Source organism: Rhodococcus sp. 077-4, from assembly GCF_047782425.1.
GTDB lineage: Bacteria > Actinomycetota > Actinomycetes > Mycobacteriales > Mycobacteriaceae > Rhodococcoides.
On the sequence record NZ_JAJPWC010000001.1, the window covers coordinates 1,383,187 to 1,407,768 of the forward strand.

The window sequence follows — 24,582 nt, forward strand, 5'->3', positions numbered from 1 at the left end:
GACCAACGAAGAAATTGTTCGGAGTGATCCACCGTGAAATTACAATCGATTATGCGTCGTACCAGCAGTGATCTACCCCTGTTGAAGACCGCCAGGATGAGCGGGAGTCCGCGTACCTGGCCGGCCGAGAAGCTCGAAAGACTCCTCACCCCGCAGGAACTCGATCTGATTCGACGCGGCCGAATCTGACCCTGCCGTTCCCAGGCTGGACGCCACTGGTTGCCTCCCATCCTCGTCGAGGTAGTGGCATGCTCATGAGGTTGATGAGTACCAGTCCTGGAGGGTCATGAAACCGGTCATTCTCAGCGTCGACGACGATCCCGGAGTGTCGAGATCGGTCGCCCGCGACCTCCGCCGTCGATACGGCGAGCAGTACCGCATAGTGCGCGCCGAATCCGGTGCCGGGGCGCTCGACGCACTCAAGGAACTCACACTGCGCGGCACTCCGGTCGCCATCTTGTTGGCCGACTACCGCATGCCGCAGATGAGCGGCATGGAGTTTCTCGAACAAGCGATGGATCTGTTCCCGACGGCTCGCCGCATCCTCCTCACCGCGTATGCGGACACCGATGCTGCGATAGACGCGATCAACGTCATCGATCTCGACTACTACCTCCTCAAGCCGTGGGATCCGCCCGAGGAAAAGCTCTACCCCGTGCTCGACGCCCAACTCGAGGCCTGGTGTGCGTACGACCACCGGGCTGTCGAGGACACCAAGATCGTCGGCCATCGCTGGTCTGCTCGGTCCTCGGAAATCCGCGAGTTCTTGGCCCGCAATCAGCTGCCGTACCGCTGGTACATGTCGGACGAGTCCGAAGGTGCCCGGCTGTTGGCCGCGGCAGGTGTGGAGGACGATCGACTGCCGGTGGTCATCACCACCGAGGGCGATGCGCTGATCGAGCCGTCCGACGCCGAACTCGGCAACCGACTCGGACTGACGATCTCGCCGTCGGAGGAGTTCTACGATCTCGTCGTCATCGGCGGCGGCCCGGCCGGACTCGGCGCTGCTCTCTACGGTGCGTCCGAAGGTTTGCGGACGACGCTCATCGAGCGGACCGCAACCGGTGGGCAGGCCGGCCAGAGTTCGCGGATCGAGAACTACCTGGGATTCCCCGACGGTGTGTCGGGCGCTCAGCTGGCAGAGCGGGCGCGGCGGCAGGCGCTGAAGTTCGGTGCCGAGGTGGTCACCACCCAGGACGTCGTCGGGCTCGAGGCCAACGGTGCCGCGCGCACCGTGCGCTTCGCCGACGGCCGCAGCATCAGTGCCCAGACGATCATCCTGTCCACTGGCGTTTCCTATCGTCGGTTGAATGCGCCCGGCATCGAGGACTTCACCGGCCGCGGGGTGTTCTACGGATCGGCGATGACCGAGGCGGCGCGGTGCACCGAGCAGGACGTGTACATCGTCGGCGGCGCCAACTCGGCGGGCCAGGCGGCGGTGTATCTCTCGCGCGGAGCCAGGTCGGTGACCATTCTGATCAGGGCCACCTCGCTCGAAGCGTCGATGTCGTACTACCTCATCAAGCAGATCGAGGAGAACCCGAAGATCAGCGTCCGCGCGTGCACCGAGGTCGTCGGTGTGTCGGGCGACGGCCACCTCGAGTCGATCACGCTGCACAACAAGGCAACCGACGAAACCACGACGGTCGACGCCCAGTACCTGTTCCTGTTCATCGGAGCGGCACCGCGCACCGACTGGCTCGACGGGGTGCTCGTCCGGGACGATCACGGTTTCGTGGTCACCGGCCCGGATCTCGTCGTCGACGGTCGCGGGCCTGCCGGGTGGACGCCCGCCCGGTTGCCGCATCACCTCGAGACGAGTGTGCCCGGTGTGTTCGCGGCCGGTGACGTTCGATCCGACTCGGCCAAACGCGTCGCGTCGGCAGTGGGAGAAGGAGCAATGGCCGTGATGTTGGTGCACAGATACTTGGCGAACCCGTGAGCGAATGTGATCCGGGGGAGTTGCGGACGCTGTTTCTGTTCGAGCATCTCACCGATGCACAGCTCGACGAGCTGTGCCGGGAGGGTCGCATCGAGACGATCGAACCGGGGCCGGTGTTCAGCGAGGGTGATCCGGCCACGTGTTTCTACGTGCTGATGAGCGGCACCGTGGTGCTGTCGATGCTGTCCGGCGGCGAGGATCTGGTGACCAACCGGACGTCGCAGCGCGGGGTGTACGCGGGCGCATGGCAGGCGTACCTGGGTGATCGGGTGCAACAGACGTACAAGGGTTCGATGAGGGTGACCGAGCGCTCGACGTTCTTCGTGCTCGACGCCGAGTGCTTCGCGTCCATCGTGCGCGACTGGTTCCCGATGGCGTTGCATCTGCTCGAGGGATTGTTCTTCGGCAGTCAGAACACCAAGCAGGTGCTCGAACAGCGAGAACGCTTGTTGGCGTTGGGTTCTCTGTCGGCCGGGTTGACGCACGAGCTGAACAACCCGGCGGCGGCCGCGGTGCGAGCGACGTCGGCGTTGCGGGATCGGGTGGCGCACATGCGGCAGAAGTTGGCGATGATCGCCGGCGGCACGCTCGATCGCACCAGCATGGCGCATCTCGTCGGGCTGCAGAACGAGGCCGTGGAACTGGTGGCCAAGGCTCCGAAGCTGACGGCGATGGAGGCGTCGGATCGCGAGGACGAACTCGGAGAGTGGTTCGAGGACAAAGAAATTCGTGACGGTTGGGATCTGGCTCCCACGTTCGTCTCGGCCGGTCTCGATGTGCCGTGGCTCGATCGGGTCTCGGCGACGGTCGACGATCCCGCGATGCTCGAGGGTGCGATTCGGTGGCTCAACTACACCGTCGAGACCGAGCTGCTGATGAACGAGATCGCGGATTCGACCACGCGAATCTCCACGTTGGTCGGTGCGGCGAAGCAGTATTCGCAGATGGATCGTGCGCCGTACCAGACAGTGGATGTGCGCGAGCTGCTCGACAGCACGCTGATCATGTTGGGCCGCAAGATCGGTGACGACATCCGAGTGGTCAAGGACTACGACCCCGCGGTGCCGCCCATCCCCGCCTACGCCGCCGAGCTCAATCAGGTGTGGACCAACTTGATCGACAACGCAGTCCAGGCCATGGAAGGTCACGGCAGGCTGACGGTGCGAACATCCCTGGACGAGGACCAGGTTCAGATCGAGGTGTGCGACACCGGACCCGGTGTGCCGCAAGAGATCCGGTCTCGAATTTTCGAGCCGTTCTTCACCACCAAGCCGGTCGGCGAGGGGACAGGTCTGGGCCTGGACATCTCGTGGCGGATCGTGGTGAAGAAGCATCAGGGCGATCTGCGGGTGGTGTCCGAACCCGGAGACACCCGCTTCATCGTGCGACTGCCCGTTCACCCCGCAATCGAGGAGACCTCATGACCATCGAAGGCATCGATCCGAGCGTTCCGCCGTCGGGACCCGGATGTGTGGAATGCACACAGACTCAGGGGTGGTGGGTGCATCTGCGTCGGTGTGCGCAGTGTGGCCACATCGGATGCTGCGATTCGTCTCCCTCGCAGCACGCCAGCAAGCACGCCGAATCCACCCGGCATCAGTTCGTGCGCAGCTACGAACCCGGAGAGGACTGGTTCTACAACTACGAGGACGAGCAGATGTACGACGGACCGGAACTGGCACCGCCGCAGCATCATCCACTCGATCAGACGGTTCCCGGTCCGCGGGAGCGGGTGCCGTCGAACTGGCAGAGTCTGGTCAATTGAACGAGAACCTGACACGGCCGACCGAGATCCTCGCCGAGGATTTCCTGGCAGCCGTGCAGCATCCGGTGCGGCGCGCGGACGGGCTCGTGCTCGCAAAGATGATGGGCCGCGTCACCGAGCGGCGGCCGGTGATGTGGGGTCCGACGATGGTGGGTTTCGGCACCTACCGGTACACCACCGGTAGTGGTCGGCGGGGCGAGTACTTCGTCGTCGGCTTCTCGCCGCGCAAGGCGAGTCTGTCGTTGTACGGGCTCACCTCCGCGCCCGGGTCCGACGCGCTCGTCGAACAATTGGGAAAGCACAAGCGAGGAGCGGGTTGCTTGTACGTGAACACACTTGCCGATGTGGACGTAGCGATCGTCGAGCAATTGGTGTCCCTCAACTACTCGTACATTCTCGGTAACCTCGGGTCATGACCTTGATTGCGGAGGACCTGCTGCTGTTGTTGCTCGACGACCACTCGGGCAAACCGCTCGCCGACAGCACGAAACTGCCGCGGGTGCTGGCCGGAGCACTGGTGGTCGAGCTCGCGATGGGCGGATCGCTGCGTATCACCGGCCCCGGTGAGCAGGTGAAGAAGGACCACGTCGCCATTTCCGGAAACCCACCTGCAGATGCGCTGCTGCGTCGGGTGTTCGATCTCGTGGGCACGGCTTCGCGGCCGATGAAACCGCAGAAGGTGATCGAGAAGTCGCAGAAGAATCTGGCGAAGGAGCTGGCCGCGCGTCTGGCCGCGCAGGGTTTCGTCACCGAAAGACACGACAAGGTGTTGGGGTTGTTCCCGACGACGGCGTGGCCCGCTCGTGATACCTCGCGCGAGAAAGCGCTGCGGGATGCCCTGCGGAGCACGCTCGTCGACGGGACGACGCCACAGCCGCAGACGGCTGCGTTGATCTCACTGATCTCGGCGGTGGACCTGACGCACAAGGTGATCGTGGACGCGGACAAGAAGTTCCTGAAGCAGCGAGCGAAGCAGATCGCCGAGGGGGAGTGGGCAGGCGCGGCGGTGCGCAAGGCCGTCTCGGATGTCAACACTGCGGTGATGGCCGCGGTGATGGTGCCCGTCATCGTGTCGACCACGAGCAGCTGAGGCGACGTGAGTAGGAGAGTTGCCATTCTGCTGTTCGACGATGTCGAGGTGCTCGACGCATGCGGGCCGTTCGAGGTGTTCTCGGTGGCCAATCGCGTGGCCCAACGCACAGGGAGCGCAGCACCTTTCGAGGTGACACTCGTCGGGATCGACGACAGGGCGGTTACTGCTCGGGGCGGGATGAGAATCGGCGTCGACACCACGATCGACGATCCGCGGGGATACGACGTCGTCGTGGTCCCGGGCGGCGTGGTCGATGCCGCCTCGGCGGACCGCCGGGTTCTGCAGTGGTTGCAGCGACTTCGGCCCGACGCCGAGTTGGTCGCATCGGTGTGCACCGGCGCGTTCGTGCTCGCGGCGGCGGGACTGCTCGATGCGCGCCCGGTCACCACGCACTGGGAAGATCTCGACGCGTTGAGAGTCCGTTGGCCCGATCTCGTTGTGCACGAGGGTGTTCGGTACATCGACCATGGCGATCTCGCGACGTCGGCCGGGATCAGTGCCGGCCTGGATCTGGCGTTGCATCTGGTCGCGCGGTGGGTCGGCGCGGATCACGCACTCGCCACCGCGGGCCAGATGGATTACGACTGGTCAGGCGCTGAGCACCCGTAGCACGAGTGCGACGACGGCGAACACGGCCAGCCCTGCGGCAGGCGCGAATTCCTTGTCCTTGACGCGCACGTGTGCGGCAACCGCCCCGACGAAGTAGGCGATGACGCCGACGGCTGCTGCGACGCCGATGGGCCACAGGTACAGACCCACCAGAAGGCCCACAGCTCCTGCCAGTTCCGCGTAGGCCAGCCACGGAATCTTGTCAGTGGGAACGCCGACCTGCTCGAGCATCGGAACGACGGACGGATTCTTGGTCAGTTTCCCGATGGCGGAGAACGTGAGTGCTACGGCGAGAAGGACCGACACGATGACGGTTGCGATGAACATGAGCCCTGCTTTCATTTCTGAGGCCACTAGTAATTCAGAAGCAGCGAGGCAGACTGTAGCACCCTCGGTAGGGTGGAGCCATGGCAACGAATGGAGCGGATCATGATCCGCGTGCCTGCGACGGAGCACTGACGAAAGCTTTCGGTTTCCTCGGTAAGAGGTGGAACGGAATTCTGCTCGCGACGTTGATGAACGGGCCGTTGGGATTCTCGGACCTGCGCCGCGCTGTCGGTGGCATCAGTGATTCGGTGTTGTCCGAGCGTCTGGGAGAACTCGGCAAGGCAGGTCTGGTGGCACGCACCGTCGAGGACGGGCCGCCCATCTCGGTGGAATACAGCCTCACGCGAAGCGGCAAGGCGCTGCTGCCGTCACTGCAGGCGCTCACGGAGTGGGCCTCGAAAAACATCTGACCCCCGCGAACCTGTCGCAGGGGTCAGAAGGGTGGTGGCCCGATCGGGCTCAGTCGGGATTGTTGTTGTGATTCCGGCCTTCGGCCGAGTCGGCGAACTCCTGGGTGTCGAATACCTCGCCGCCCAGCGGATCGACCGGCGCATTGTCCCCGGAGTACTCGACGGCACCGGTTTCGGGATGAACCTCGAGCTGTTCGGTGGACACCTCGTGCAACGCGAGTACGACGGTTCCGCCGCTCTCGGGTGAGGCCAACCCATCCTGAGACGGAGTCAGTCCCGAGAACGTCGTGGAGATTCCTGCGGCGGCCTTCCTGCGTGGAGCAGGCGCAGCGGTGGTGTTCTCGGCACTGTCCGAGACCTCCGATGTGGTGGTCACGCGTACGTAGCGCGGGGTGGTGGCGATGTCGTAACGGAAGGCCTTGAGCATCGACACGCACGCGAGTGCGAGCACCAGCGAGAACGGCACAGCCGTGGCTATCGACATCGTCTGCAGAGCCGTCAGAGAGCTGGTTCCTCCGATCAGCAGCAGTACGGCCGCGGCCACACCCTGCAGCACGGCCCAGTAGACGCGGGTGATCTTCGGTGTTTCCAGTTCGCCGCCGGTGGACAGGATGTCTATCACCAGTGATCCGGAGTCCGAGGACGTCACGAAGAAGAACACGATGACCGCGATGGCGATGACGCTGGTGATCGCGGCGATCGGTAGGCCGTCGAGCACCTGGAACAGGCTGGTGTCGGTGTTCACCGCGCCCTCGGCGTCGAGCAGATCGCCGTCGTTTCGCTGCCGCAGAATGCCGGTGTCGCCGAAAATGGTGAACCACAGCGAGCCGACGATCGTCGGTGCCAGCAGTACGCCGAACACGAATTCACGGATCGTGCGGCCACGGGAGATCCGAGCGATGAACATGCCGACGAACGGTGCCCAGCTCATCCACCAACCCCAGTAGAAGATGGTCCAGCCGCCGGCCCACCCGTCGTCGGAGAAGGGGGAGGTGCGCAGGGCCAGCTCGGGCAGAGCTTGGACGTAGCCGCCGAGGTTCTGTACCCAGGACTGCATCAGGAACAGCGTCGGGCCCAGGACCAGAACGAACAGGGCCAGTGCTGCCGCGAGCACCATGTTGATGTTCGAGAGCCACTTGAGGCCTTTGGAGACTCCACTGACCACGGAGAAGGTGGCGATACCGGTGATGGCGGCGATGAGCGCGATCACGAACCAATTGGTGGTCTCGACCCAGCCGAGATATGCCAGGCCCGCGGAGATCTGCTGGACGCCGAAGCCGAGTGAGGTCGCGACACCGAACAGGGTGCCGACGATCGCGACGGTGTCGATGGCGTGGCCGATCGGGCCTTCGATCCGCTTGCGGCCGAGCAACGGCTCGAGCAGCCACCGGACGGTCAACGGGCGACCCTTGCGGTAGGTCATGTACGCCATGCCGAGCCCGACTACGACGTAGATGGCCCACGCGTGCAGACCCCAGTGGAACAGGGTGAGCTCCATCGCTTGTCGCGCGGAGGCGTCGGTGCTGCCGGGGAGTCCGCCTGCCTCGGGTGGCGTCACGTAGTGCGAGAGTGGCTCCGCGACGCCGTAGAACACCAGGCCGATGCCCATGCCTGCGCTGAAGAGCATGGCGAACCAGGACAGGACGCCGAACTCGGGCTTCTCGTCGTCGCGGCCGAGGCGGATGGTGCCGACCTTGCTCAGCCCGCAGTAGAGGGCGAACAGCACGAATCCGGTCGCGGCCAGGATGTACCACCAGCCGACGCCCGCGGTGATGGCCTTGTTCAGTTTGTCGAACGAATCGGCCGCCGAGCTCGCGTAGATCACGGAAAAGCCGATCATGACGAAGATGATGATCGATGCGGGGACGAAGACCGGCTTGAGCAGGCCTGCCCAGGCTTCTTTTACTGCTTTCACTTACTTGACTTCCTTGTAACTCGAGTCACGGTGATCGGCTGACCACTATCGGTTTGCCGTTCTCTTTCCCTTGTTTCGGTCAAGTACCGGTAATCACCCTAAACGACATCGGCGCAGGTGACGAAACCGCCGAGTCGCCGCGAACGATGGAACGGACTACAGTTCTGTCGATGCTGCGGACTGGTCCGATCGTGTCACTCGTTGGTGGTTGCGGTGCGAGTGATACTGCGCGGCAGGTGATCTCGTGACCGGTCGACTGCAGCCCGGCTCCGAGTTCGCGGGCTTCCGCGTCCAGCGTCGGCTCGGGGTCGGCGGTATGAGTGAGGTGTACCTGGTTCTGGGGCGCGGCCACGATCGGCTCGAAGCGCTCAAGATTCTCGACCGCGAGGCGTCGCGATCCCCGCAGCTACGCAACAAGTTTCGAATGGAGGCGGCCGTCGCTGCCCGGCTGTCGCACCCGAACATCGTGTCGGTGCACGAGCATGGTGAGTTCGACCACCAACTGTGGATGTCGATGCACTACGTCGACGGATACAGTGCCGCACGGCTCGTCGCTCGTGGGCAGATCGCGCTCGAGGTGTCTCGGGTGGCGCGCATCGTCGCCGAGGTGGCCAAGGGTCTGGATTACGCCCACGGACAAGGCGTCGTGCATCGGGACGTCAAGCCGGCGAACATCCTGATCTCCACCGAGCAATTCGACGGCTACGAGCAAGTGTTGTTGTCGGACTGGGGAATTGCGCGACTGCTCGACGATTCGACTCCGCTCGCTGCCGGCGGGACGGTGCTGGCCTCCATTCAGTACGCGGCACCGGAACTGTTGCGTGGCGGAGTCTTGAGTGCGCAGACCGACGTGTATTCGTTGGGGGCGACGCTGGTCGAACTGCTGACCGGAAGAACGCCGTTCCCCTTGGCGACCCCGCTGGCGATCACTGCTGCGCACCTGACGGCCGAGCCGCCTGCGGTGACGCGTCGTCGACGATCGCTGCCGAGGGGGCTCGACGCGGTGGTCGCCCGAGCCCTGGCGAAGGACCCCGCGGATCGATTCCGAAGCTGCGTCGAACTCGGTGACGCGGTGGCGGCAGCAGTTTCCGCGGGAGTGGAGCCTGCGGAACGACCCAGGCTTCCGGGAGTTCCGGAACCGCCGCCGCGGCGTTCGCCGTTCGCTCGCTCGCGCTGGCTCAAGTTCTCTTGACGCAACGAAGAAGGCCCCGCGCCGGGTGGGTGCGGGGCCTTCTCTCACGGTGTCATTCCTCGGGATCGACCGGACGGTTCGCCACGACCGGGTATTGGCCGGTGTAGCCGAGCCGTTCCTCGGCGACGGTGAGAACCTTGGTGCGCACCAGGTACCAACCGCCGATCAGGGCGGGGATGATGACCACCAGGGTGGCGATGGTCCAGCTGCCGATCGGCGCGTCGAAGGCCATCAGTACCAGCACGCCGAACAGGAACACCAGCGTCGCGTAGCTGGTGTACGGCGCTCCGAAGAGGCGGAACTTCGGCCGCTCGACGATGCCCTTCTTGGACCAGCGGAACAGCTGGATCTGGCACAGCACGATGGTGGCCCAGCTGGCGATGATGCCCAGTGCCGACATGTTGAGCACGATCTCGAAGGCCTCGCCGGGGGCGATGGCGTTGAGCGCGACACCGAACAAGGTGATGAAGCAGGTGAGCAGGATGCCGCCGAACGGGACGCCACCCTTGGTCATCTTCTTGGTGAACTCCGGCGCACTGCCGTTCATCGCCATCGACCGCAGAATGCGGCCCGTCGAGTACAGACCGGCGTTCAGGGAAGACAGCGCCGCGGTGAGCACCACGATGTTCATGATGGTGCCCGCGCCGCCGAGGCCGATGCTGGAGAAGAACGTCACGAACGGCGAGGTGCCGGACTGGTACGCGGTGTACGGCATCAGCAGTGCGAGCAGCACGAGGGAGCCCACGTAGAACAGTGCGATACGGGCGATGACCGAGTTGATGGCCCGCGGCATGATCTTCTCTGGGTTCTCCGTCTCGCCTGCTGCGGTACCGACCAATTCGACTGCGGCATAGGCGAATACGACACCCGAGATGACGATGACCAGCGGCCACGCACCCGACGGGAACAAGCCACCGTTGTCGGTGATGAGGCTTATGCCCGGCATCTGGGTACCGACGGGAATTCGACCCGCGAGGAACACGACGCCCACGATCAGGAACGTCACCAATGCGATGACCTTGATGATGGCGGCCCAGAACTCCATCTCGCCGAACCACTTGACCGACACCAGATTCAGGCTCATGACGATCACCAGCGCGATCAACGCGATGACCCACTGCGGGATCACCTCGAAGCTGCCCCAGTAATGCATGTACGTCGCGATGGCCGTCACGTCGACGATGGCCGTCATCGCCCAGTTCAGGAAGTACATCCAGCCCGCGACGAACGCTGCCTTCTCGCCGAAGAACTCGCGCGCGTACGAGACGAAGCTGCCCGAGGACGGACGGTGCAGCACCAGTTCGCCCAGCGCACGCAGGATGAAGAACACGAAAATGCCGCAGAGGGCATAGGCGAGGAACAGGCCGGGTCCGGCACTGGCGAGGCGTCCGCCCGCGCCGAGGAACAGGCCGGTGCCGATCGCGCCGCCGATCGCGATCATCTGCAACTGACGAGGTTTGAGGCCCTTGTGGTAGCCCTCCTCCTCGTGGTCCATCGCCGAGTTGTCGTACGAAGTGTCGACCGTATCGGACATGTTTCGATCCTTACTGTCGCTTTTGTAGGGTTTTGTCCGAATTCAATCCAGCTCAAAGCTGCTGCCTCAGAACGCTATTAGCGTTGCGCGTTCGTGCGATAGACGTCGAATGTTAACAATGTCTGCTGGTGTAAACAGTGCGTGAAAGAACGTGCTCGGGTGAGCATCTGCTCGAGACGCAACGTGCGCTCAGGCGTCGGGCATGGGGGTTGCGGCGGTTCGCCCCTCGACCGGTACCAGCGGTCGACCTTGCACTCGCCATTGCCGAGTGCTAGAAATGCAGTTGGCACTCTCGACACGTGAGTGCCAGGTCGGGACACGGTGAGGCCGGGGAATCAACGACACCCCTGGTCGTCCGTCGCGGGCACCGAGCTCGGCCAGCAATGTGTCACCCCCAATCCGGAGGATCACTTCGCAATGGCCAAGATCATCGCGTTCGACGAAGAGGCACGCCGTGGCCTCGAGCGAGGCCTCAATGCCCTCGCCGACGCAGTAAAGGTGACGTTGGGCCCCAAGGGTCGCAACGTCGTACTCGAGAAGAAGTGGGGAGCTCCCACGATCACCAACGATGGTGTTTCCATCGCCAAGGAGATCGAGCTCGAAGATCCCTACGAGAAGATCGGTGCCGAGCTCGTCAAGGAGGTCGCCAAGAAGACCGACGACGTCGCAGGCGACGGCACCACCACAGCTACCGTTCTCGCTCAGGCACTCGTCCGTGAAGGCCTGCGCAACGTCGCAGCCGGCGCGAACCCGCTCGGCCTCAAGCGCGGCATCGAGAAGGCTGTTGCAGCCGTCACCGAAGCGCTGCTTGCGTCCGCCAAGGAGATCGACACCAAGGAGCAGATCGCTGCCACCGCTGGCATCTCCGCAGGCGACCCGTCCATCGGCGAGCTCATCGCCGAGGCAATGGACAAGGTCGGCAAGGAAGGCGTCATCACGGTCGAGGAGTCCAACACCTTCGGCCTGCAGCTCGAACTGACCGAGGGCATGCGCTTCGACAAGGGCTACATCTCGGCGTACTTCGCCACCGATGCAGAGCGCCAGGAAGCCGTCCTCGAAGACGCGTACATCCTGCTCGTCAGCTCCAAGATCAGCACCGTCAAGGACCTGCTGCCGCTGCTGGAGAAGGTCATCCAGTCCGGCAAGCCGCTCGTCATCATCGCCGAGGACGTCGAGGGCGAAGCTCTCTCCACCCTCGTGGTGAACAAGATCCGTGGCACCTTCAAGTCCGTCGCCGTCAAGGCTCCCGGATTCGGTGACCGCCGCAAGGCGCAGCTCGCCGACATCGCCATCCTCACGGGCGGCGAGGTCATCAGCGAAGAGGTCGGCCTCTCCCTGGAGACCGCCGGACTCGAGCTGCTCGGTCAGGCACGCAAGGTCGTCATCACCAAGGACGAGACCACCATCGTCGAGGGCTCGGGAGATTCCGACGCCATCGCCGGTCGCGTCAACCAGATCCGCGCCGAGATCGAGAACTCCGATTCCGATTACGACCGCGAGAAGCTGCAGGAGCGCCTGGCCAAGCTGGCCGGTGGCGTTGCAGTCATCAAGGCCGGAGCGGCAACCGAGGTCGAGCTCAAGGAGCGCAAGCACCGCATCGAAGATGCCGTGCGTAACGCCAAGGCAGCTGTCGAAGAAGGCATCGTCGCCGGTGGCGGCGTGGCACTGCTCCAGGCAGCGCCCGCACTCGACAACCTCAAGCTCGACGGTGACGAGGCAACCGGCGTGAACATCGTTCGCGTTGCACTGTCCGCCCCGCTCAAGCAGATCGCATTCAACGCAGGCCTAGAGCCCGGCGTCGTTGCGGACAAGGTCTCCAACCTGCCCGCAGGTCACGGCCTCAACGCCGCGACCAACGAGTACGAGGACCTGCTCGCTGCAGGCATCAACGACCCGGTCAAGGTCACCCGCTCGGCACTGCAGAACGCAGCGTCCATCGCGGCTCTGTTCCTCACCACCGAGGCCGTCGTCGCCGACAAGCCCGAGAAGGCCGGAGCGCCCGCTGGCGATCCGACCGGTGGCATGGGCGGCATGGACTTCTGAGTCCCTTGTTGCACTGAACAAGCCCGGCACCTTTCGAGGTGCCGGGCTTTTTCGTGCTCGAATCGGGTGCAATGGGCCGCGCTGAGCGCGGTCGGCTGCACCCGATTCGCAGTGCTGCCCCTCGGGTTTGTGGTTAGGGTCGGGCATGACTCGTCTCCGCTCGATGGCCGCCGCACTTGCCGTGACCGCGGCCCTCGCGGGGTGCTCCACCTCGGGAACCGCCACGCCCGCGTCCGCACCGTCGGCACCGACGACCACCGATGTCACGGTGACCACTGAGCGGGCCGAGACGACGACCACCGCTGTACCCACGTCCTCCGAATCCGCGGAGCCGTATGTCCTCGGCAGCACCAGGGTTACCGGATCGACGGCCCGTGCGACCTACGACGTCGCGATTCCGCAGCTCAGCGGCGGAGACCTTGCGGTGACGGAAGAGTTCGACGAGTCGATGCGCGCTGCTCTGCAGGATCAGATCGACCGCGACTACGGGAACGATTTCGCCCTCAGCGACGGCTATTCGAGGGGATATGCCCACGTCGGCCGTCGCGTGATCAGCGCCGAACAGATCACGGGCTGGATTGCCGTGCCGCCCGGCGCGCACGGCAATTCTCTTCTCGCGACGGTGACCATCGACGTCGACACCGCCCAACCGATCTCTCTCGGCGATGCCTTCACCGACCTCGACGCCGGTCTCGCCCGGCTGTCCGATCGGGCAGCGGACATTCTTCCGACCACGCGCGCAGGCGGTGGTTTCGAGCGGTCGGGTATCGAGCCGACGGTGGCCAATTTCGGAAACTGGACGGCATCACCGGAGGGGATGAACATTCACTTCGGTGACTACCAGGTCGGTCCGTACGGCATCGGCCTCGTCACGATCACGGTGCCGTGGACGGAGCTGTCCGATGTTCTGGCTCCCGGCATGCTGGAAGTGTTGAGCAGCTGACCCTCTGCCCGACAGTGCGAGCATGGACCCATGATGATTCGCGCAGGGGTGCTGGATGTGGCCTACGACCGCGTCGGAGATCCGTCCGGCCGCTCGGTGGTGCTGATGCACGGTTTCCCGTACGACCCGCGTTGCTACGACGACGTCGCCAGGCTGCTCGCCGACGTCGGTTACGACGTGGTGGTGCCGTATCTGCGCGGTTTCGGACCGACCCGCTTCGTCGACGCGGACACGATGCGCTCCGGTGAGCAAGCTGCGATCGGCCACGATCTGCGAGAGCTGATCATCGCGCTGGAGCTGAACGCGCCTATCGTCGCAGGCTACGACTGGGGTGGGCGCGCCGCGTGCGTCGTGGCCGCGGTGTGGCCGGAGCTGGTGTCGGGTCTGGTGAGCGTCTCCGGATATCTGGTCCAGGACATCGCTGCCGCTGTATCCACGCCGGTGCCGCCCCACCTCGAGAAGCGGTACTGGTACCAGTACTACCTGCACTCCGAGCGGGGCCGAGCCGGGCTGGCGGCCTACCGCGCAGAGATCGCACAGACACTGTGGACGGATTGGTCGCCGACCTGGCGGTTCGGGGACTCCGAGTTCGCGGCCACCGCACCCTCGTTCGACAATCCCGACTTCGTGGACGTGTCCGTGCATTCCTACCGGCACCGATACGGCATCGAGGCGGGGGACACGGCCTACGCCGCGACGCAGGAGTTGCTGATGCGGCAGCCCAGGATCACGGTGCCCACGGTCGTGATCGATCCGACCGAGGACACCGTCTCCTCGTTGTACGGCCAACCGGACCATGCGGCGCACTTCACCGATCTGATCGACGTTCGCCAGATCGAGTGCGGCCACAACCCGCCTCAGGAACTCCCAGGACAGTTCGCCGACGCCGTCACAACATTGGGTCAGGTGGTCCGAGACCGCGAACGGACTCGGTAGAACGAGCTAGTCGACGGCGAGCTCGCCCAGTTCGTTCCAGTCGGTGCCGTCGACCTCTTGGCTGATGATCTTCGGTGTCTCCTGCAGGTACGGCGGGAGATCCTTCTGGGCCTGCTTGAAGTGGTCGGAGTTGACGTGCGCCGCACCGGCATCGGGATCCTTGAATGCCTCCACCAGGACGTACTCGGTGGGATCGTCGAGCGTGCGCGACCAGAAGTACCAGAGGCACCCTTCTTCGGCCTGACACGCTTGGGTGAAATCGCGGGAAATCTCGGGCCAGTTGTCGGCGTGCTCGGGCTTCACCTTGAACTTGGCGGTGATGAAGATCAACGTTGCTCCTTGTTGTCGATGGCGATGGTTTCTCTGCTGTACCCGAATTGCATGGATGGCATGCCTGCCGTCGCCTAGGCTCGGCCCATGGCCAGCAGCTCACCGTCGATCGAGATACCGGTGGGCGAGCGCAGCGTCCGCATCTCCAACCCCGAGCGGGTGTATTTCCCCGAGAGCGGTGCCACCAAGCTGGATCTGGTGAACTACTACCTGAGCGTCGGCGACGGCATCGTGCGCGCGCTGCGGGAACGGCCGTGCATGATGCATCGCTTTCCCAAGGGTCTCGCCGGCGACAAGGTGCACCAGAAGCGCGTGCCCAACGGTGCTCCGCCGTGGCTCGAGACAGTGCAGGTGACCTTTCCCCGCTACAACCGCACCGCAGACGAACTGTGCGTGACCGAGTTGGCACACGTGGCCTGGGCGGTACAGATGTCGACCGTCGAGTTCCATCCCTGGAACTCCCGCCGCGCCGACGTCGAGATGCCCGACGAGTGGCGCATCGACCTCGATCCGATGCCCGACTGCCCGTTCGACCGAGTACGACGCGTCGCCGGGGTAGTGCAGGAGGTTCTGGCCGATCTCGGTGCCGTCGGCTGGCCGAAGACCTCCGGCGGGCACGGACTGCACATCTACGTGCGCATCGACCCGGCATACGGTTTCAAGGACTTACGAAGGGCTGCACTGGCTTTCGCGCGTGAGGTCGAACGGCGTGCGCCCGAGGACGTGACGACGACGTGGTGGCGCAAGGACCGCGACCCGTCGAAACTGTTCGTCGATTACAACCAGAACGCCCGCGATCACACCATCGCCAGCGCCTACTCGGTGCGCGGAAATCAACAGGCGACGGTATCGACGCCGATCTCCTGGGACGAGGTTGCCAGCGTCGATCCTCGCGAATTCACGATGTTCACAGTGCCCGCCAGATTCGCCGATCTGGGTGACCTGCACGCGGGCATCGACGACGCGGTGTTCGCGATCGACGAGCTACTCGAATGGGCGGAGCGGGACGAGCACGAGGGGCTCACCGAACCCGAAGAATGACCCGCCAACTCGAAGTTATGTACGGAAATCGGTGGAAAACCGTCCATAACTTCGAGTTGGGCGAACCAGTTTTAGTCGGTACCGGACTCGATGGCGGCGTGATCGAGGGCCGAGGAGTCCACCGAACTGTCGGGTCCGCTGGCGGCGATGGCGTCGGCTCCGCCCGCGGGGAGTTCGCCGATCAGTTCGCCCCAGGCCGTGAGCTGGTTCTGTGCGGCGTACTGCTCGAGCTTGCTGCGTGAATCGGCGATGTCGAGGTTGCGCATCGTGAGCTGACCGATGCGGTCGCCGGGGAAGAACGCCTGGCCCTGGCTGCGTTCCATCGACAGCTTCTCGGGGTGGTAGCTGAAGTTGGTGCCCTGGGTGTCGACGATGGTGAAGTCCTGGCCGCGGCGCAGACGCAGTGTCACGCTGCCGCTGACGACGTTGCCGACCCAGCGCTGCAGGCCCTCGCGCAGCATCAGTGCCTGCGGGTCGAACCAGCGGCCCTCGTACAGCAGGCGTCCGAGTCGGCGGCCCTCGTTGTGGTACGAGGCGACGGTGTCCTCGTTATGGATGGCGTTGACGAGGCGCTCGTAGGTGATGTGCAGCAGTGCCATGCCCGGTGCCTCGTAGATGCCGCGGCTCTTGGCTTCGATGATGCGGTTCTCGATCTGGTCGCTCATGCCAAGGCCGTGGCGGCCGCCGATGGCGTTGGCTTCCATGACCAGGTCGACGGGGCTGTCGAAGCTCTTACCGTTGATGCGGACCGGTCGGCCGCGCTCGAACTCGACGGTGACGTCTTCGGGAGCGATCTCCACCTCGGGGTCCCAGAACCGGACGCCCATGATGGGGGAGACGATTTCGAGTGAGGTGTCGAGGTATTCGAGCTTCTTCGCCTCGTGGGTGGCTCCCCAAATGTTGGCGTCGGTGGAGTACGCCTTCTCGGCGGAGTCACGGTAGGGGAGGGTGCGCTGAGTGAGCCACTGCGACATCTCGTGCCTGCCGCCGAGCTCGGTCACGAACGCCTCGTCCAGCCACGGCTTGTAGATCCGCAACTGCGGGTTGGCGAGCAGGCCGTAGCGGTAGAACCGCTCGATGTCGTTGCCCTTGTACGTCGATCCGTCGCCCCAGATGGAGACGCCGTCCTCGGCCATGGCACGCACCAGCATCGTGCCGGTGACCGCGCGGCCGAGCGGGGTGGTGTTGAAGTACGTCTGCAACGACGACCGAATGTGGAACGCGCCGCACGTCAGAGCCGCCAACCCCTCCTCGACGAGCGGTTCGCGGCAGTCGATGAGCCGCGCCTGCTCGGCCCCGTAGGCCAGGCCGCGCTCGGGCACATCGGACAGATCCGGCTCGTCGTACTGGCCGATGTCGGCGGTGTACGCGTAGGGGATCGCCCCGTGCTCGCGCATCCAGGCAACGGCCACCGAGGTGTCGAGACCGCCGGAGAATGCAATGCCGATTCGTTCGCCGACCGGGAGAGAGTTCAATACCTTCGTCACGGCCCGCAGCTTAGTAGGGGTCGTTCCGCAGGCTCCACTCCCGGCCTAGTCGCACGGTCAGCTGGGCCGATCGGCGAGCGACTCCACTGCATTGCGAACCGCATCGAGGTGCGCCGTCATGGCGCGTGCTGCTGCGTCGTACTCACCGGATCGGATCCCGTCGACGATTGCATCGTGTTCGACGTTGGACTGCTGCTGCCGATGCGCGACGAGATTGAGCGTCTCGGACTGCCGCGTCAACGCATCCCGGATATCGACGATGATCGCCTCGAACACGCGATTCTTGCTCGCTCGCGCGATCGCGGTGTGGAACTGCGCGTCCAGCAGCACCCACGCCTCGTGGTCGTCCTCGGAGCGCATTTCGTCGGCCAAGCCGGAGAGCACCGTCAGCTCTTCCTCGGTTCGACGCTCTGCTGCCCAGCCGGCCGCCGGAATCTCCACGTGGGGGCGGGCCTCCATGAGTTCGCGGGCTGCGTAGTTGCCGATGTCGAGGTCGTTGCCGACGCGGTCGCGAATAACGAAAGTGCCGAGCCCCGTTTTGGTTTCGGTCAGGCCGAGCGCATGGCAGGAACGCAGCGCCTCGCGGATGACCGAACGGCTGACGCTGTGCCGGGCGGCGAGCGCGGCCTCGGACGGCAACTTCTGCCCGACGGGGAGGTCGCCCGACGCGATCGCCGAGCGAAGGTCTGCGAACACCGCCTCGGCTGCGCTCATGCGGGCATTCGTGGGTGCACTGACTGCCCAGCTGTCCGACAGGTTCATGACGTGATCCTAACCTGGGGTTGACCGATGGGGTGTTCTACGCCACACTTTACCTGTCAGACAGCCGGACAGCTGGACACCTCCGAAGGAGCACACACACCGTGGCCGATACCCGCATCGAGAAGGATCTTCTCGGCGAACGCGAAATCCCGATGACCGTGTATTGGGGGATCCACACCCTGCGCGCCCTCGAGAACTTTCCCATCACGGGGCGTCCGATCTCGACCAACGCGCACCTCGTTCGTGGACTCGCGGCAGTGAAGTGGGCAGCCGCGTCGGCCAATCAGGATCTCGGAATTCTCGACGCGACCCGCGGGGAAGCGATCCGCACGGCGTGCCAGGAGATTCTCGACGGCCAGTGGCACGAACAGTTCGTCGTCGACGTCATTCAGGGCGGTGCGGGCACGTCCACCAACATGAACGCCAACGAGGTCATCGCGAACCGCGCGCTGGAGATCCTGGGGCACGCCCACGGCGACTACAGCATGCTGCACCCCAACGAGCACGTGAACGCCTCGCAGTCCACCAACGACGTCTACCCGACGTCGGTGAACATCGCGACCATCTTCGCAGTGCACGAGCTCATCGCCTCGATGAAGGTGCTTCGAGATTCGTTCGGCCGCAAAGCATCCGAATTCGCCACCGTCGTCAAGATGGGTCGCACGCAGCTGCAGGACGCGGTGCCGATGACCCTCGGCCAGGAGTTCGGCACCTACGCGATCATGATCGACGAGGACTGCTCGCGGCTCGAAGAAGCAGCGCTGCTGGTGCACGAGATCAACCTCGGAGCCACCGCGATCGGCACCGGGCTCAACGCTCCTGCCGGTTACACCGAATCGGCCGTTGCACACCTGCGCACCATCACCGGTCTGCCACTGGTCACCGCGACGGACCTGATCGAGGCAACGCAGGACGTCGGTCAGTTCGTGCATCTGTCCGGTGTGCTCAAGCGCGTCGCGGTGAAGTTGTCGAAGATCTGCAACGACCTGCGGCTGCTGTCCTCCGGTCCGCGCGCCGGCTTCAACGAGATCAATCTGCCTCCGATGCAGGCAGGTTCGTCGATCATGCCCGGCAAGGTCAACCCCGTCATTCCCGAGGTGCTCAATCAGGTTGCCTACGAGGTGATCGGCCACGACGTCACGATCACGATGGCGGCCGAGGCAGGTCAGTTGCAACTCAACGCATTCGAGCCGATCATCGTCAAATCCCTGTCCGACGGTATGGCGCACCTGAGTGCCGCGTGCCGCACCGTCGCGCATCGGTGCGTGGACGGCATCACCGCAAACGTCGACCTGCTCCGTGAGCGCGTCGAGAACTCCATCGGTCTGGTCACCGCCCTGAGCCCGTACCTGGGCTATGTGGAATCGACCGCCATTGCTCAGGAAGCTCTGGTCAGTGGTCGCAATGTCGTCGACCTCGTGCTCGAGAAGGGGCTCTTGGCCCGAGACGAGCTGGATCGGCTGCTGAGCCCCGAGCACCTCGCAAACCTGCGTGTGGCTCCCGTCGAGCATGCAGATGCTCCCGAAACGTCGACGAGGTAACGCAATGAGCACAGAGAATCGGAGTGTCGATACTGCCAAGGCCTTCAGTGAGGAAGACCTCGGCTATCGAAAAGAGCTGGCTCCGCGCCAGATTCAGATGATCGCGATCGGCGGCGCGATCGGCACCGGCCTGTTCATGGGAGCAGGCGGACGACTGCACGACGCCGGGCCTGCCCTGGTGCTCGTCTATGCGCTGTGCGGATTCTTCGCCTTCCTGATCCTGCGCGCGCTGGGTGAACTGGTGATGCACCGGCCGACATCGGGATCGTTCGTCTCGTATTCGCGCGAATTCTTCGGTGAGAAGGTCGCTTTCGCGGCCGGGTGGCTCTACTGGATGAACTGGGCGATGACGGCTGTGGTCGACGTGACGGCCGTGGCGCTGTACATGAACTTCTTCAAGAAGTACTGGGAACCGCTCGGCAACGTCGACCAGTGGATGTTCGCGCTCGCGGGCCTGGTCCTCGTCCTCGGGCTGAACCTGCTCTCGGTCAAGGTCTTCGGTGAGTTGGAGTTCTGGTTCGCGCTCATCAAAGTCGTTGCGCTGGTGACGTTCTTGCTGATCGGTACCTACTTCGTCGTCTTCGGAACGCCCATCGACGGACAGGAGCCGGGTCTGAACGTGCTGACCGACAACGGTGGCCTGATCCCCAACGGACTGCTGCCCGCGATCGTGGTGATTCAGGGTGTGGTGTTCGCCTACGCCTCGATCGAGCTGGTCGGCACCGCGGCCGGGGAAACGGCACATCCCGAGAAGGTCATTCCCAAGGCCATCAACACCGTCATCATTCGAATCGTCGTGTTTTACGTCGGCTCGGTGTTGCTGCTCTCGCTGCTGTTGCCGTACACCAGCTATCAGGCCGGCGAGAGTCCGTTCGTCACGTTCTTCGGAGCCATCGACGTCGAGGGTGCCGACGCGATCATGAACCTCGTCGTCCTCACCGCGGCGCTGTCCTCCCTCAACGCCGGGCTGTACTCGACAGGACGCATCCTGCATTCGATGGCGGTGGCCGGATCGGCACCGAAATTCGCTGCGCGGATGAACAAGTCGGGAGTGCCGTACGGCGGCATCGCGCTGACCTCGGTGGTGACGCTGCTCGGCGTCGTACTCAATGCCGTGGTGCCCGCGCAGGCATTCGAGATCGTGCTCAACCTCGCGGCGCTCGGCATCATCAGCGCCTGGGCCGTCATCGTCGCGTGTCAGCTCAAGTTCTGGTCGCTGTCCAAGACCGGTGCCGTCACTCGGCCGGCGTTCAAGATGTTCGGGGCTCCGTACACCGGATACGCAACGCTAGGCTTCCTGGCGTGTGTACTCGTGCTGATGGCCTTCGACAAACCGGTCGGTACCTGGACGGTGGCGTCGATTCTGCTCATCGCGCCGATGCTGATCGGTGGTTGGTACCTGTGCCGCAAGCGAATTCGAGAGGTGGCGGCGCGCAGTGACTGACCATGTCGCATTGTTTACCACGGGCGGGACGATTGCCAGTAGTCGCGACGAGCACGGAGTTTCTCGTCCGGTCGCCGGAGTCGGCATCGAAGCCGCGGGTGTTCGGGTGCGTGAGGTGATGTCGAAGGACAGTTCGGCGTTGGACTTCGCGGATCTCGACACCATTCGTAGTGCAGTGGCAGACGCGCTGGCCGAGGACGGCTGCGTCGGTGTGGTGGTGCTGCACGGCACCGACACGATGGAGGAGTCGGCGCTGTACGTCGATCTGTTCCACGACGACGTACGTCCAGTGGTGTTCACCGGTGCGCAGCGCACTGCCGATCACCCCGATCCGGACGGCCCGAGCAACATCGCCGCAGCGGTAGCGGCGGCGCGGTCGGAGCGAGGCGTGTCGATAGCGTTCGGTGGGCGGTTGCTGCCGGCTCGCGGTGCGATCAAGAAGCACACCTCCGAACTCGATGCGTTCCGGTCGGCGGCTCTGGAGCGGCCGAATCCATTGCCGTGGAATCCCATTGCCGGAATCCGCGTGGACATCGTTGCGCTGTATCCCGGTGCCGACGGTGCGGCGATCGATGCGTGTATCGACGCCGGGGCGTCGGGCATCGTGCTCGAGGCGCTGGGCTCGGGGAACACCAACGCTCGCGTCGTCCATGCTGTGAAAGAAGCGGTTGCCGCCGGGGTGCACGTGGTCGTCACGACTCGGGTGCCGTTCGGTGAGACCTCGCCGACGTACGGCGGCGGCGGGGGTGGGCACGATCTGGTCGATGCGGGTGCGGTGTTCTCCCGTGAACTGCGGGCGGGGCAGGCGCGCATTCAGTTGGCGGCGCTGATTGCATCGGGAGCCACTGATGTGGCAGTCCACAATTCGTTCTCGTAAGCGGAAAACCGTCCGCGGACACAACTAGTGGACAACCACCTCGGTACCCTCGAAGTATGGAGGCCACGATCGAGATCGAGTTCGCTCCGCACTGGGTGAATGCGTGGCTGGTACGCACATTCGCCCGGCCGTTCGTCACGATCGACGGCGTCGAGCATCCGATGTCGTGGACCGAGCCGTCGACATACGCGGTGGAGCCAGGCAGCCATGACATCGCTGCGTTCATTCGATATCGCGGGACGAAGTCGGCGCTCGGCATCGGGAGACGAACGGTGACAGTCGCACTCGGGGAGCATCCAAAGCTGAAGGCCCGCAATGGCTGGGCCAACCACATGCCGTTCGAATTACAGCTCCGACTCGCCCCAGGCGTCGACGCGTAACTCGTCGCCTACCGAGACGCATCCGTCCCGTTCCACCGAAAACTTGGACCCGAACGCGACGCCCTTCTGCCGCGCTCGGCGGTAGTCGCCGAGAGTGCGCAGCGGTTCGGGTCCGGTGCGCAAGCCGGTTGTCTGCTCGACGGTGGTGACGGCGCAGCGGATTGCCAGCTTGGCGTACGCCAATCGCGCCCCGCCGATCGACACGGCCCGCACTTCGTCTTCGCGATGTGGTTCGTCCCAGCCGTCGACGACGATGTTGGGTCGGAAGCGATCCATCGGCAGCGGGATGTCGAGTCGCGAGTTGAGGCCTGCCAGCGAGGCCGTCGACAGGATGTGCACGGCCGCGCTGTCGGCGAATTGTGCCGAGCCGGGGACGATTCCGTCGGTGATGCGGCCGTGGTCGCGTGGGGCGGCGACGAGTCGTGACGGTTCTTCGATCGCGTCGGTGAGCCAGGCGGCGACCTCGTCGCCCTGATCGACTCCGCGCATCGGCCGTCGGAACATGGTGACCTCGCGGGCTGCGGAGTCTCGGTCCACCGGCACGGTCACCGAGCCGCTCGACGCATGCTCGAGAGTCAACCACTCGTTCGTCACCGAGCAGCGAACCACCGCCAGAACGGGGTCGCTGCGTTGACTGCGGAATGCGCCGTCGGAGTCGACGATCATGAATGCTCGATCGTGTTCGAGACCGGCCACGCCCACCTGGACCGTATCGAGCACTGAGCCCGCGCATCCCTTGACGGGGTAGGTCACCAGAGACGACACGCGCACCGGTCGAGGATACTGGGATCCATGACACGAGCGTTGCTGGTAGTGGATGTGCAGAACGATTTCACCGAGGGTGGCGCGCTGGCAGTGGCCGGCGGCGCGGAGGTCGCGCGCAAGATCAGTGCGTACTTGGCGCGCCACGGCGACGAGTACGACCTCGTGGTGTCCTCGCGGGATTGGCACGACGCGGTGGGCGACAACGGCGGCCACTTCGCCACCGATGCCGCCCCGGACTTCGTCACCACGTGGCCGGTGCATTGCGTCGCGGGCACGGTCGGTGCGGAGTACCACCCCGATTACGCGACCGGTTCCGTGGACGTGCACGTCTACAAGGGGCAGGGCAAGCCGTCCTACTCCGCGTTCGAGGGTGTCACCGAGGACGGGGCGACCCTCGCCGAGATACTCACCGCCAACGAGGTCACCGACATCGACGTCGTCGGACTTGCCACCGACTACTGCGTCCTGGCCTCGGCCAAAGATGCTGTGGCCGGGGATCTCGACGTCCGCGTACTCACCGATCTGGTGGCCGGAGTTGCTCCCGAAACTTCCGCCGCAGCCCTGGAGAATCTGCGCGGAGTCGGTGCGGTTGTGGTCTAACTGTCGATCGTCGTGGTGATGGAGGTGACCGACGGTGCCGCCGGGGTGCTGCCGAACCCGAACGTCACCGGGGGAGTGACGGGAGTGAGTGACCCCAGGTCCTCGCCCTTCCAGGACGCGGATGCATCGACGACGCGATGTTGTCCTCGCGCTCCGTAGTACTCGCGTCGGCCGTTGCCTGCGCTGCCGCGGGTGCGCACTCCGCGCAGGACAACTCGGGCAATGGGGTCGCTGATCGAACAGAACCACGGCGCCGTCGACACTGCGTCGGGAACCAGGCTCAGTGCTCTTCCCAAGACGGTGGGTCCGGCGACGCGGATTCTCACCGACAGGTCACCGGCGACGATGGATCTCCACCCGTCGGGCTGCGTGGAGAACGTGACGGGTACGAGTTCGGTGGCGTCGAACGTGTATGTGGCGGTGACGAATTCGCGTACGTCCTCGTTGGGGGCGATGAGCAAGCGATGCCCGTCGGCGAACTGGACCATGACGTCGGTGAATTCCCCGAGCGGCGATCGCGTCCAATGTCCGACGACGATCCGCACACCGGACGTGGTGCCTACCCCGTAGATTTCCCCGTGAAACCGTGATCTTGTCATCGTGCACCCTCACCTCGTCGGCACTGTGCACTCGAAAACCGTGCGGT

General features: G+C 64.5%; 25 protein-coding genes. 17 read left to right on the forward strand and 8 right to left on the reverse strand.

Translation table 11 applies throughout. The features are described from left to right. Window positions 1-286 precede the first annotated feature (286 nt). From ACNEOT_RS06780 to ACNEOT_RS06805, 6 genes are read left to right on the forward strand one after another with little or no spacing between them, the layout of a single operon-like run. Window positions 287-1,942, forward strand: coding sequence for an FAD-dependent oxidoreductase (locus ACNEOT_RS06780; RefSeq protein WP_415973138.1), 1,656 nt, complete (start codon window positions 287-289; stop codon window positions 1,940-1,942). Then, entirely contained in the window at window positions 1,939-3,366 is a 1,428-nt protein-coding gene (locus ACNEOT_RS06785) for an ATP-binding protein (RefSeq protein ID WP_415973139.1), read from the forward strand. The genes ACNEOT_RS06780 and ACNEOT_RS06785 overlap by 4 nt, the downstream gene beginning before the upstream one ends. After that, window positions 3,363-3,707, forward strand: a complete 345-nt coding sequence (locus tag ACNEOT_RS06790; protein ID WP_415973140.1) for a UBP-type zinc finger domain-containing protein — start codon at window positions 3,363-3,365, stop codon at window positions 3,705-3,707. The genes ACNEOT_RS06785 and ACNEOT_RS06790 overlap by 4 nt, the downstream gene beginning before the upstream one ends. Then, entirely contained in the window at window positions 3,704-4,123 is a 420-nt protein-coding gene (locus tag ACNEOT_RS06795) for a DUF1801 domain-containing protein (RefSeq protein ID WP_415973141.1), read from the forward strand. Before ACNEOT_RS06790 ends, ACNEOT_RS06795 begins: the two co-directional genes overlap by 4 nt. Further along, a complete protein-coding gene (locus ACNEOT_RS06800; protein WP_415973142.1) occupies window positions 4,120-4,797 on the forward strand; it encodes a GOLPH3/VPS74 family protein in 678 nt (225 codons plus the stop codon). The genes ACNEOT_RS06795 and ACNEOT_RS06800 overlap by 4 nt, the downstream gene beginning before the upstream one ends. A 6-nt stretch (window positions 4,798-4,803) precedes the next feature. Then, window positions 4,804-5,409 (forward strand): DJ-1/PfpI family protein, encoded by a 606-nt coding sequence (locus tag ACNEOT_RS06805; protein WP_415973143.1) that lies wholly within the window; start codon window positions 4,804-4,806, stop codon window positions 5,407-5,409. Here the strand turns inward: ACNEOT_RS06805 and ACNEOT_RS06810 are convergent. After that, window positions 5,389-5,736, reverse strand: a complete 348-nt coding sequence (locus ACNEOT_RS06810) for a DoxX family protein (RefSeq protein ID WP_415973144.1) — start codon at window positions 5,734-5,736, stop codon at window positions 5,389-5,391. The genes ACNEOT_RS06805 and ACNEOT_RS06810 overlap by 21 nt on opposite strands. An 80-nt stretch (window positions 5,737-5,816) precedes the next feature. On the opposite strand from ACNEOT_RS06810, the gene ACNEOT_RS06815 reads away from it, so the two are divergent. After that, window positions 5,817-6,146, forward strand: coding sequence for a winged helix-turn-helix transcriptional regulator (locus ACNEOT_RS06815; RefSeq protein WP_415973145.1), 330 nt, complete (start codon window positions 5,817-5,819; stop codon window positions 6,144-6,146). Window positions 6,147-6,195: 49 nt separating this feature from the next. On the opposite strand, the gene ACNEOT_RS06820 is transcribed toward ACNEOT_RS06815, so the two are convergent. Continuing rightward, window positions 6,196-8,061 carry a BCCT family transporter gene (locus tag ACNEOT_RS06820; protein WP_415973146.1) on the reverse strand — a complete coding sequence of 622 codons (1,866 nt, stop codon included), beginning with the start codon at window positions 8,059-8,061 and terminating at the stop codon, window positions 6,196-6,198. A gap of 244 nt (window positions 8,062-8,305) precedes the next feature. Between ACNEOT_RS06820 and ACNEOT_RS06825 the strand changes: the two genes are divergently transcribed. Beyond that, on the forward strand, window positions 8,306-9,253 hold the full coding sequence (locus ACNEOT_RS06825) for a serine/threonine-protein kinase (RefSeq protein WP_415973147.1): 948 nt from the start codon (window positions 8,306-8,308) through the stop codon (window positions 9,251-9,253). A 52-nt stretch (window positions 9,254-9,305) separates the two neighbouring features. Here the strand turns inward: ACNEOT_RS06825 and ACNEOT_RS06830 are convergent, their stop codons facing one another. Continuing rightward, window positions 9,306-10,787, reverse strand: a complete 1,482-nt coding sequence (locus ACNEOT_RS06830) for an amino acid permease (RefSeq protein ID WP_415973148.1) — start codon at window positions 10,785-10,787, stop codon at window positions 9,306-9,308. 417 nt (window positions 10,788-11,204) lie between these two features. Here ACNEOT_RS06830 and groL point away from each other — a divergent pair, with 417 nt between their 5' ends. The 3 genes from groL to ACNEOT_RS06845 all read left to right on the forward strand — a co-directional run bounded on the left by groL (window position 11,205) and on the right by ACNEOT_RS06845 (window position 14,709). After that, window positions 11,205-12,830: a chaperonin GroEL gene (groL, locus tag ACNEOT_RS06835; protein ID WP_094641012.1), complete on the forward strand. Its 1,626-nt coding sequence runs from the start codon at window positions 11,205-11,207 to the stop codon at window positions 12,828-12,830. Window positions 12,831-12,975: 145 nt separating this feature from the next. Continuing rightward, a complete protein-coding gene (locus ACNEOT_RS06840; protein WP_415973149.1) occupies window positions 12,976-13,773 on the forward strand; it encodes an RsiV family protein in 798 nt (265 codons plus the stop codon). Between the two features lie 30 nt (window positions 13,774-13,803). Beyond that, complete coding sequence (locus tag ACNEOT_RS06845; protein WP_415973150.1) at window positions 13,804-14,709, forward strand: alpha/beta fold hydrolase; 906 nt, start codon at window positions 13,804-13,806, stop codon at window positions 14,707-14,709. A gap of 6 nt (window positions 14,710-14,715) precedes the next feature. Here ACNEOT_RS06845 and ACNEOT_RS06850 read toward each other — a convergent pair whose 3' ends face one another. Beyond that, window positions 14,716-15,039 (reverse strand): putative quinol monooxygenase, encoded by a 324-nt coding sequence (locus ACNEOT_RS06850; RefSeq protein WP_121872269.1) that lies wholly within the window; start codon window positions 15,037-15,039, stop codon window positions 14,716-14,718. 87 nt (window positions 15,040-15,126) lie between these two features. Between ACNEOT_RS06850 and ligD the strand changes: the two genes are divergently transcribed. After that, entirely contained in the window at window positions 15,127-16,080 is a 954-nt protein-coding gene (gene ligD, locus ACNEOT_RS06855) for a non-homologous end-joining DNA ligase (RefSeq protein WP_415973151.1), read from the forward strand. A gap of 71 nt (window positions 16,081-16,151) precedes the next feature. Here the strand turns inward: ligD and argG are convergent, their stop codons facing one another. Both argG and ACNEOT_RS06865 read right to left on the reverse strand, forming a co-directional pair. After that, the gene (gene argG, locus ACNEOT_RS06860) at window positions 16,152-17,567 is read right to left on the reverse strand and encodes an argininosuccinate synthase (protein WP_415973152.1); all 1,416 of its coding nucleotides are present in this window, start codon (window positions 17,565-17,567) and stop codon (window positions 16,152-16,154) included. 57 nt (window positions 17,568-17,624) lie between these two features. Then, on the reverse strand, window positions 17,625-18,329 hold the full coding sequence (locus tag ACNEOT_RS06865) for a FadR/GntR family transcriptional regulator (RefSeq protein ID WP_415973153.1): 705 nt from the start codon (window positions 18,327-18,329) through the stop codon (window positions 17,625-17,627). 101 nt (window positions 18,330-18,430) lie between these two features. Between ACNEOT_RS06865 and aspA the strand changes: the two genes are divergently transcribed. From aspA to ACNEOT_RS06885, 4 genes are read left to right on the forward strand one after another with little or no spacing between them, the layout of a single operon-like run. After that, entirely contained in the window at window positions 18,431-19,870 is a 1,440-nt protein-coding gene (gene aspA / locus ACNEOT_RS06870) for an aspartate ammonia-lyase (RefSeq protein ID WP_415973154.1), read from the forward strand. A 4-nt stretch (window positions 19,871-19,874) separates the two neighbouring features. Further along, window positions 19,875-21,314: an amino acid permease gene (locus ACNEOT_RS06875; RefSeq protein ID WP_415973155.1), complete on the forward strand. Its 1,440-nt coding sequence runs from the start codon at window positions 19,875-19,877 to the stop codon at window positions 21,312-21,314. After that, window positions 21,307-22,191, forward strand: a complete 885-nt coding sequence (locus tag ACNEOT_RS06880) for an asparaginase (protein ID WP_415973156.1) — start codon at window positions 21,307-21,309, stop codon at window positions 22,189-22,191. Before ACNEOT_RS06875 ends, ACNEOT_RS06880 begins: the two co-directional genes overlap by 8 nt. Window positions 22,192-22,247: 56 nt before the next feature. Next, the gene (locus ACNEOT_RS06885; RefSeq protein WP_415973157.1) at window positions 22,248-22,571 is read left to right on the forward strand and encodes a hypothetical protein; all 324 of its coding nucleotides are present in this window, start codon (window positions 22,248-22,250) and stop codon (window positions 22,569-22,571) included. On the opposite strand, the gene ACNEOT_RS06890 is transcribed toward ACNEOT_RS06885, so the two are convergent. After that, window positions 22,536-23,342, reverse strand: a complete 807-nt coding sequence (locus tag ACNEOT_RS06890; RefSeq protein ID WP_415973158.1) for an MOSC domain-containing protein — start codon at window positions 23,340-23,342, stop codon at window positions 22,536-22,538. The two genes, ACNEOT_RS06885 and ACNEOT_RS06890, sit on opposite strands and share 36 nt — an antisense overlap. Window positions 23,343-23,363: 21 nt before the next feature. Between ACNEOT_RS06890 and ACNEOT_RS06895 the strand changes: the two genes are divergently transcribed. Further along, on the forward strand, window positions 23,364-23,936 hold the full coding sequence (locus ACNEOT_RS06895) for an isochorismatase family protein (RefSeq protein WP_415973159.1): 573 nt from the start codon (window positions 23,364-23,366) through the stop codon (window positions 23,934-23,936). Here ACNEOT_RS06895 and ACNEOT_RS06900 read toward each other — a convergent pair. Next, on the reverse strand, window positions 23,933-24,535 hold the full coding sequence (locus ACNEOT_RS06900; protein ID WP_415973160.1) for a hypothetical protein: 603 nt from the start codon (window positions 24,533-24,535) through the stop codon (window positions 23,933-23,935). The two genes, ACNEOT_RS06895 and ACNEOT_RS06900, sit on opposite strands and share 4 nt — an antisense overlap. Window positions 24,536-24,582 lie beyond the last annotated feature (47 nt).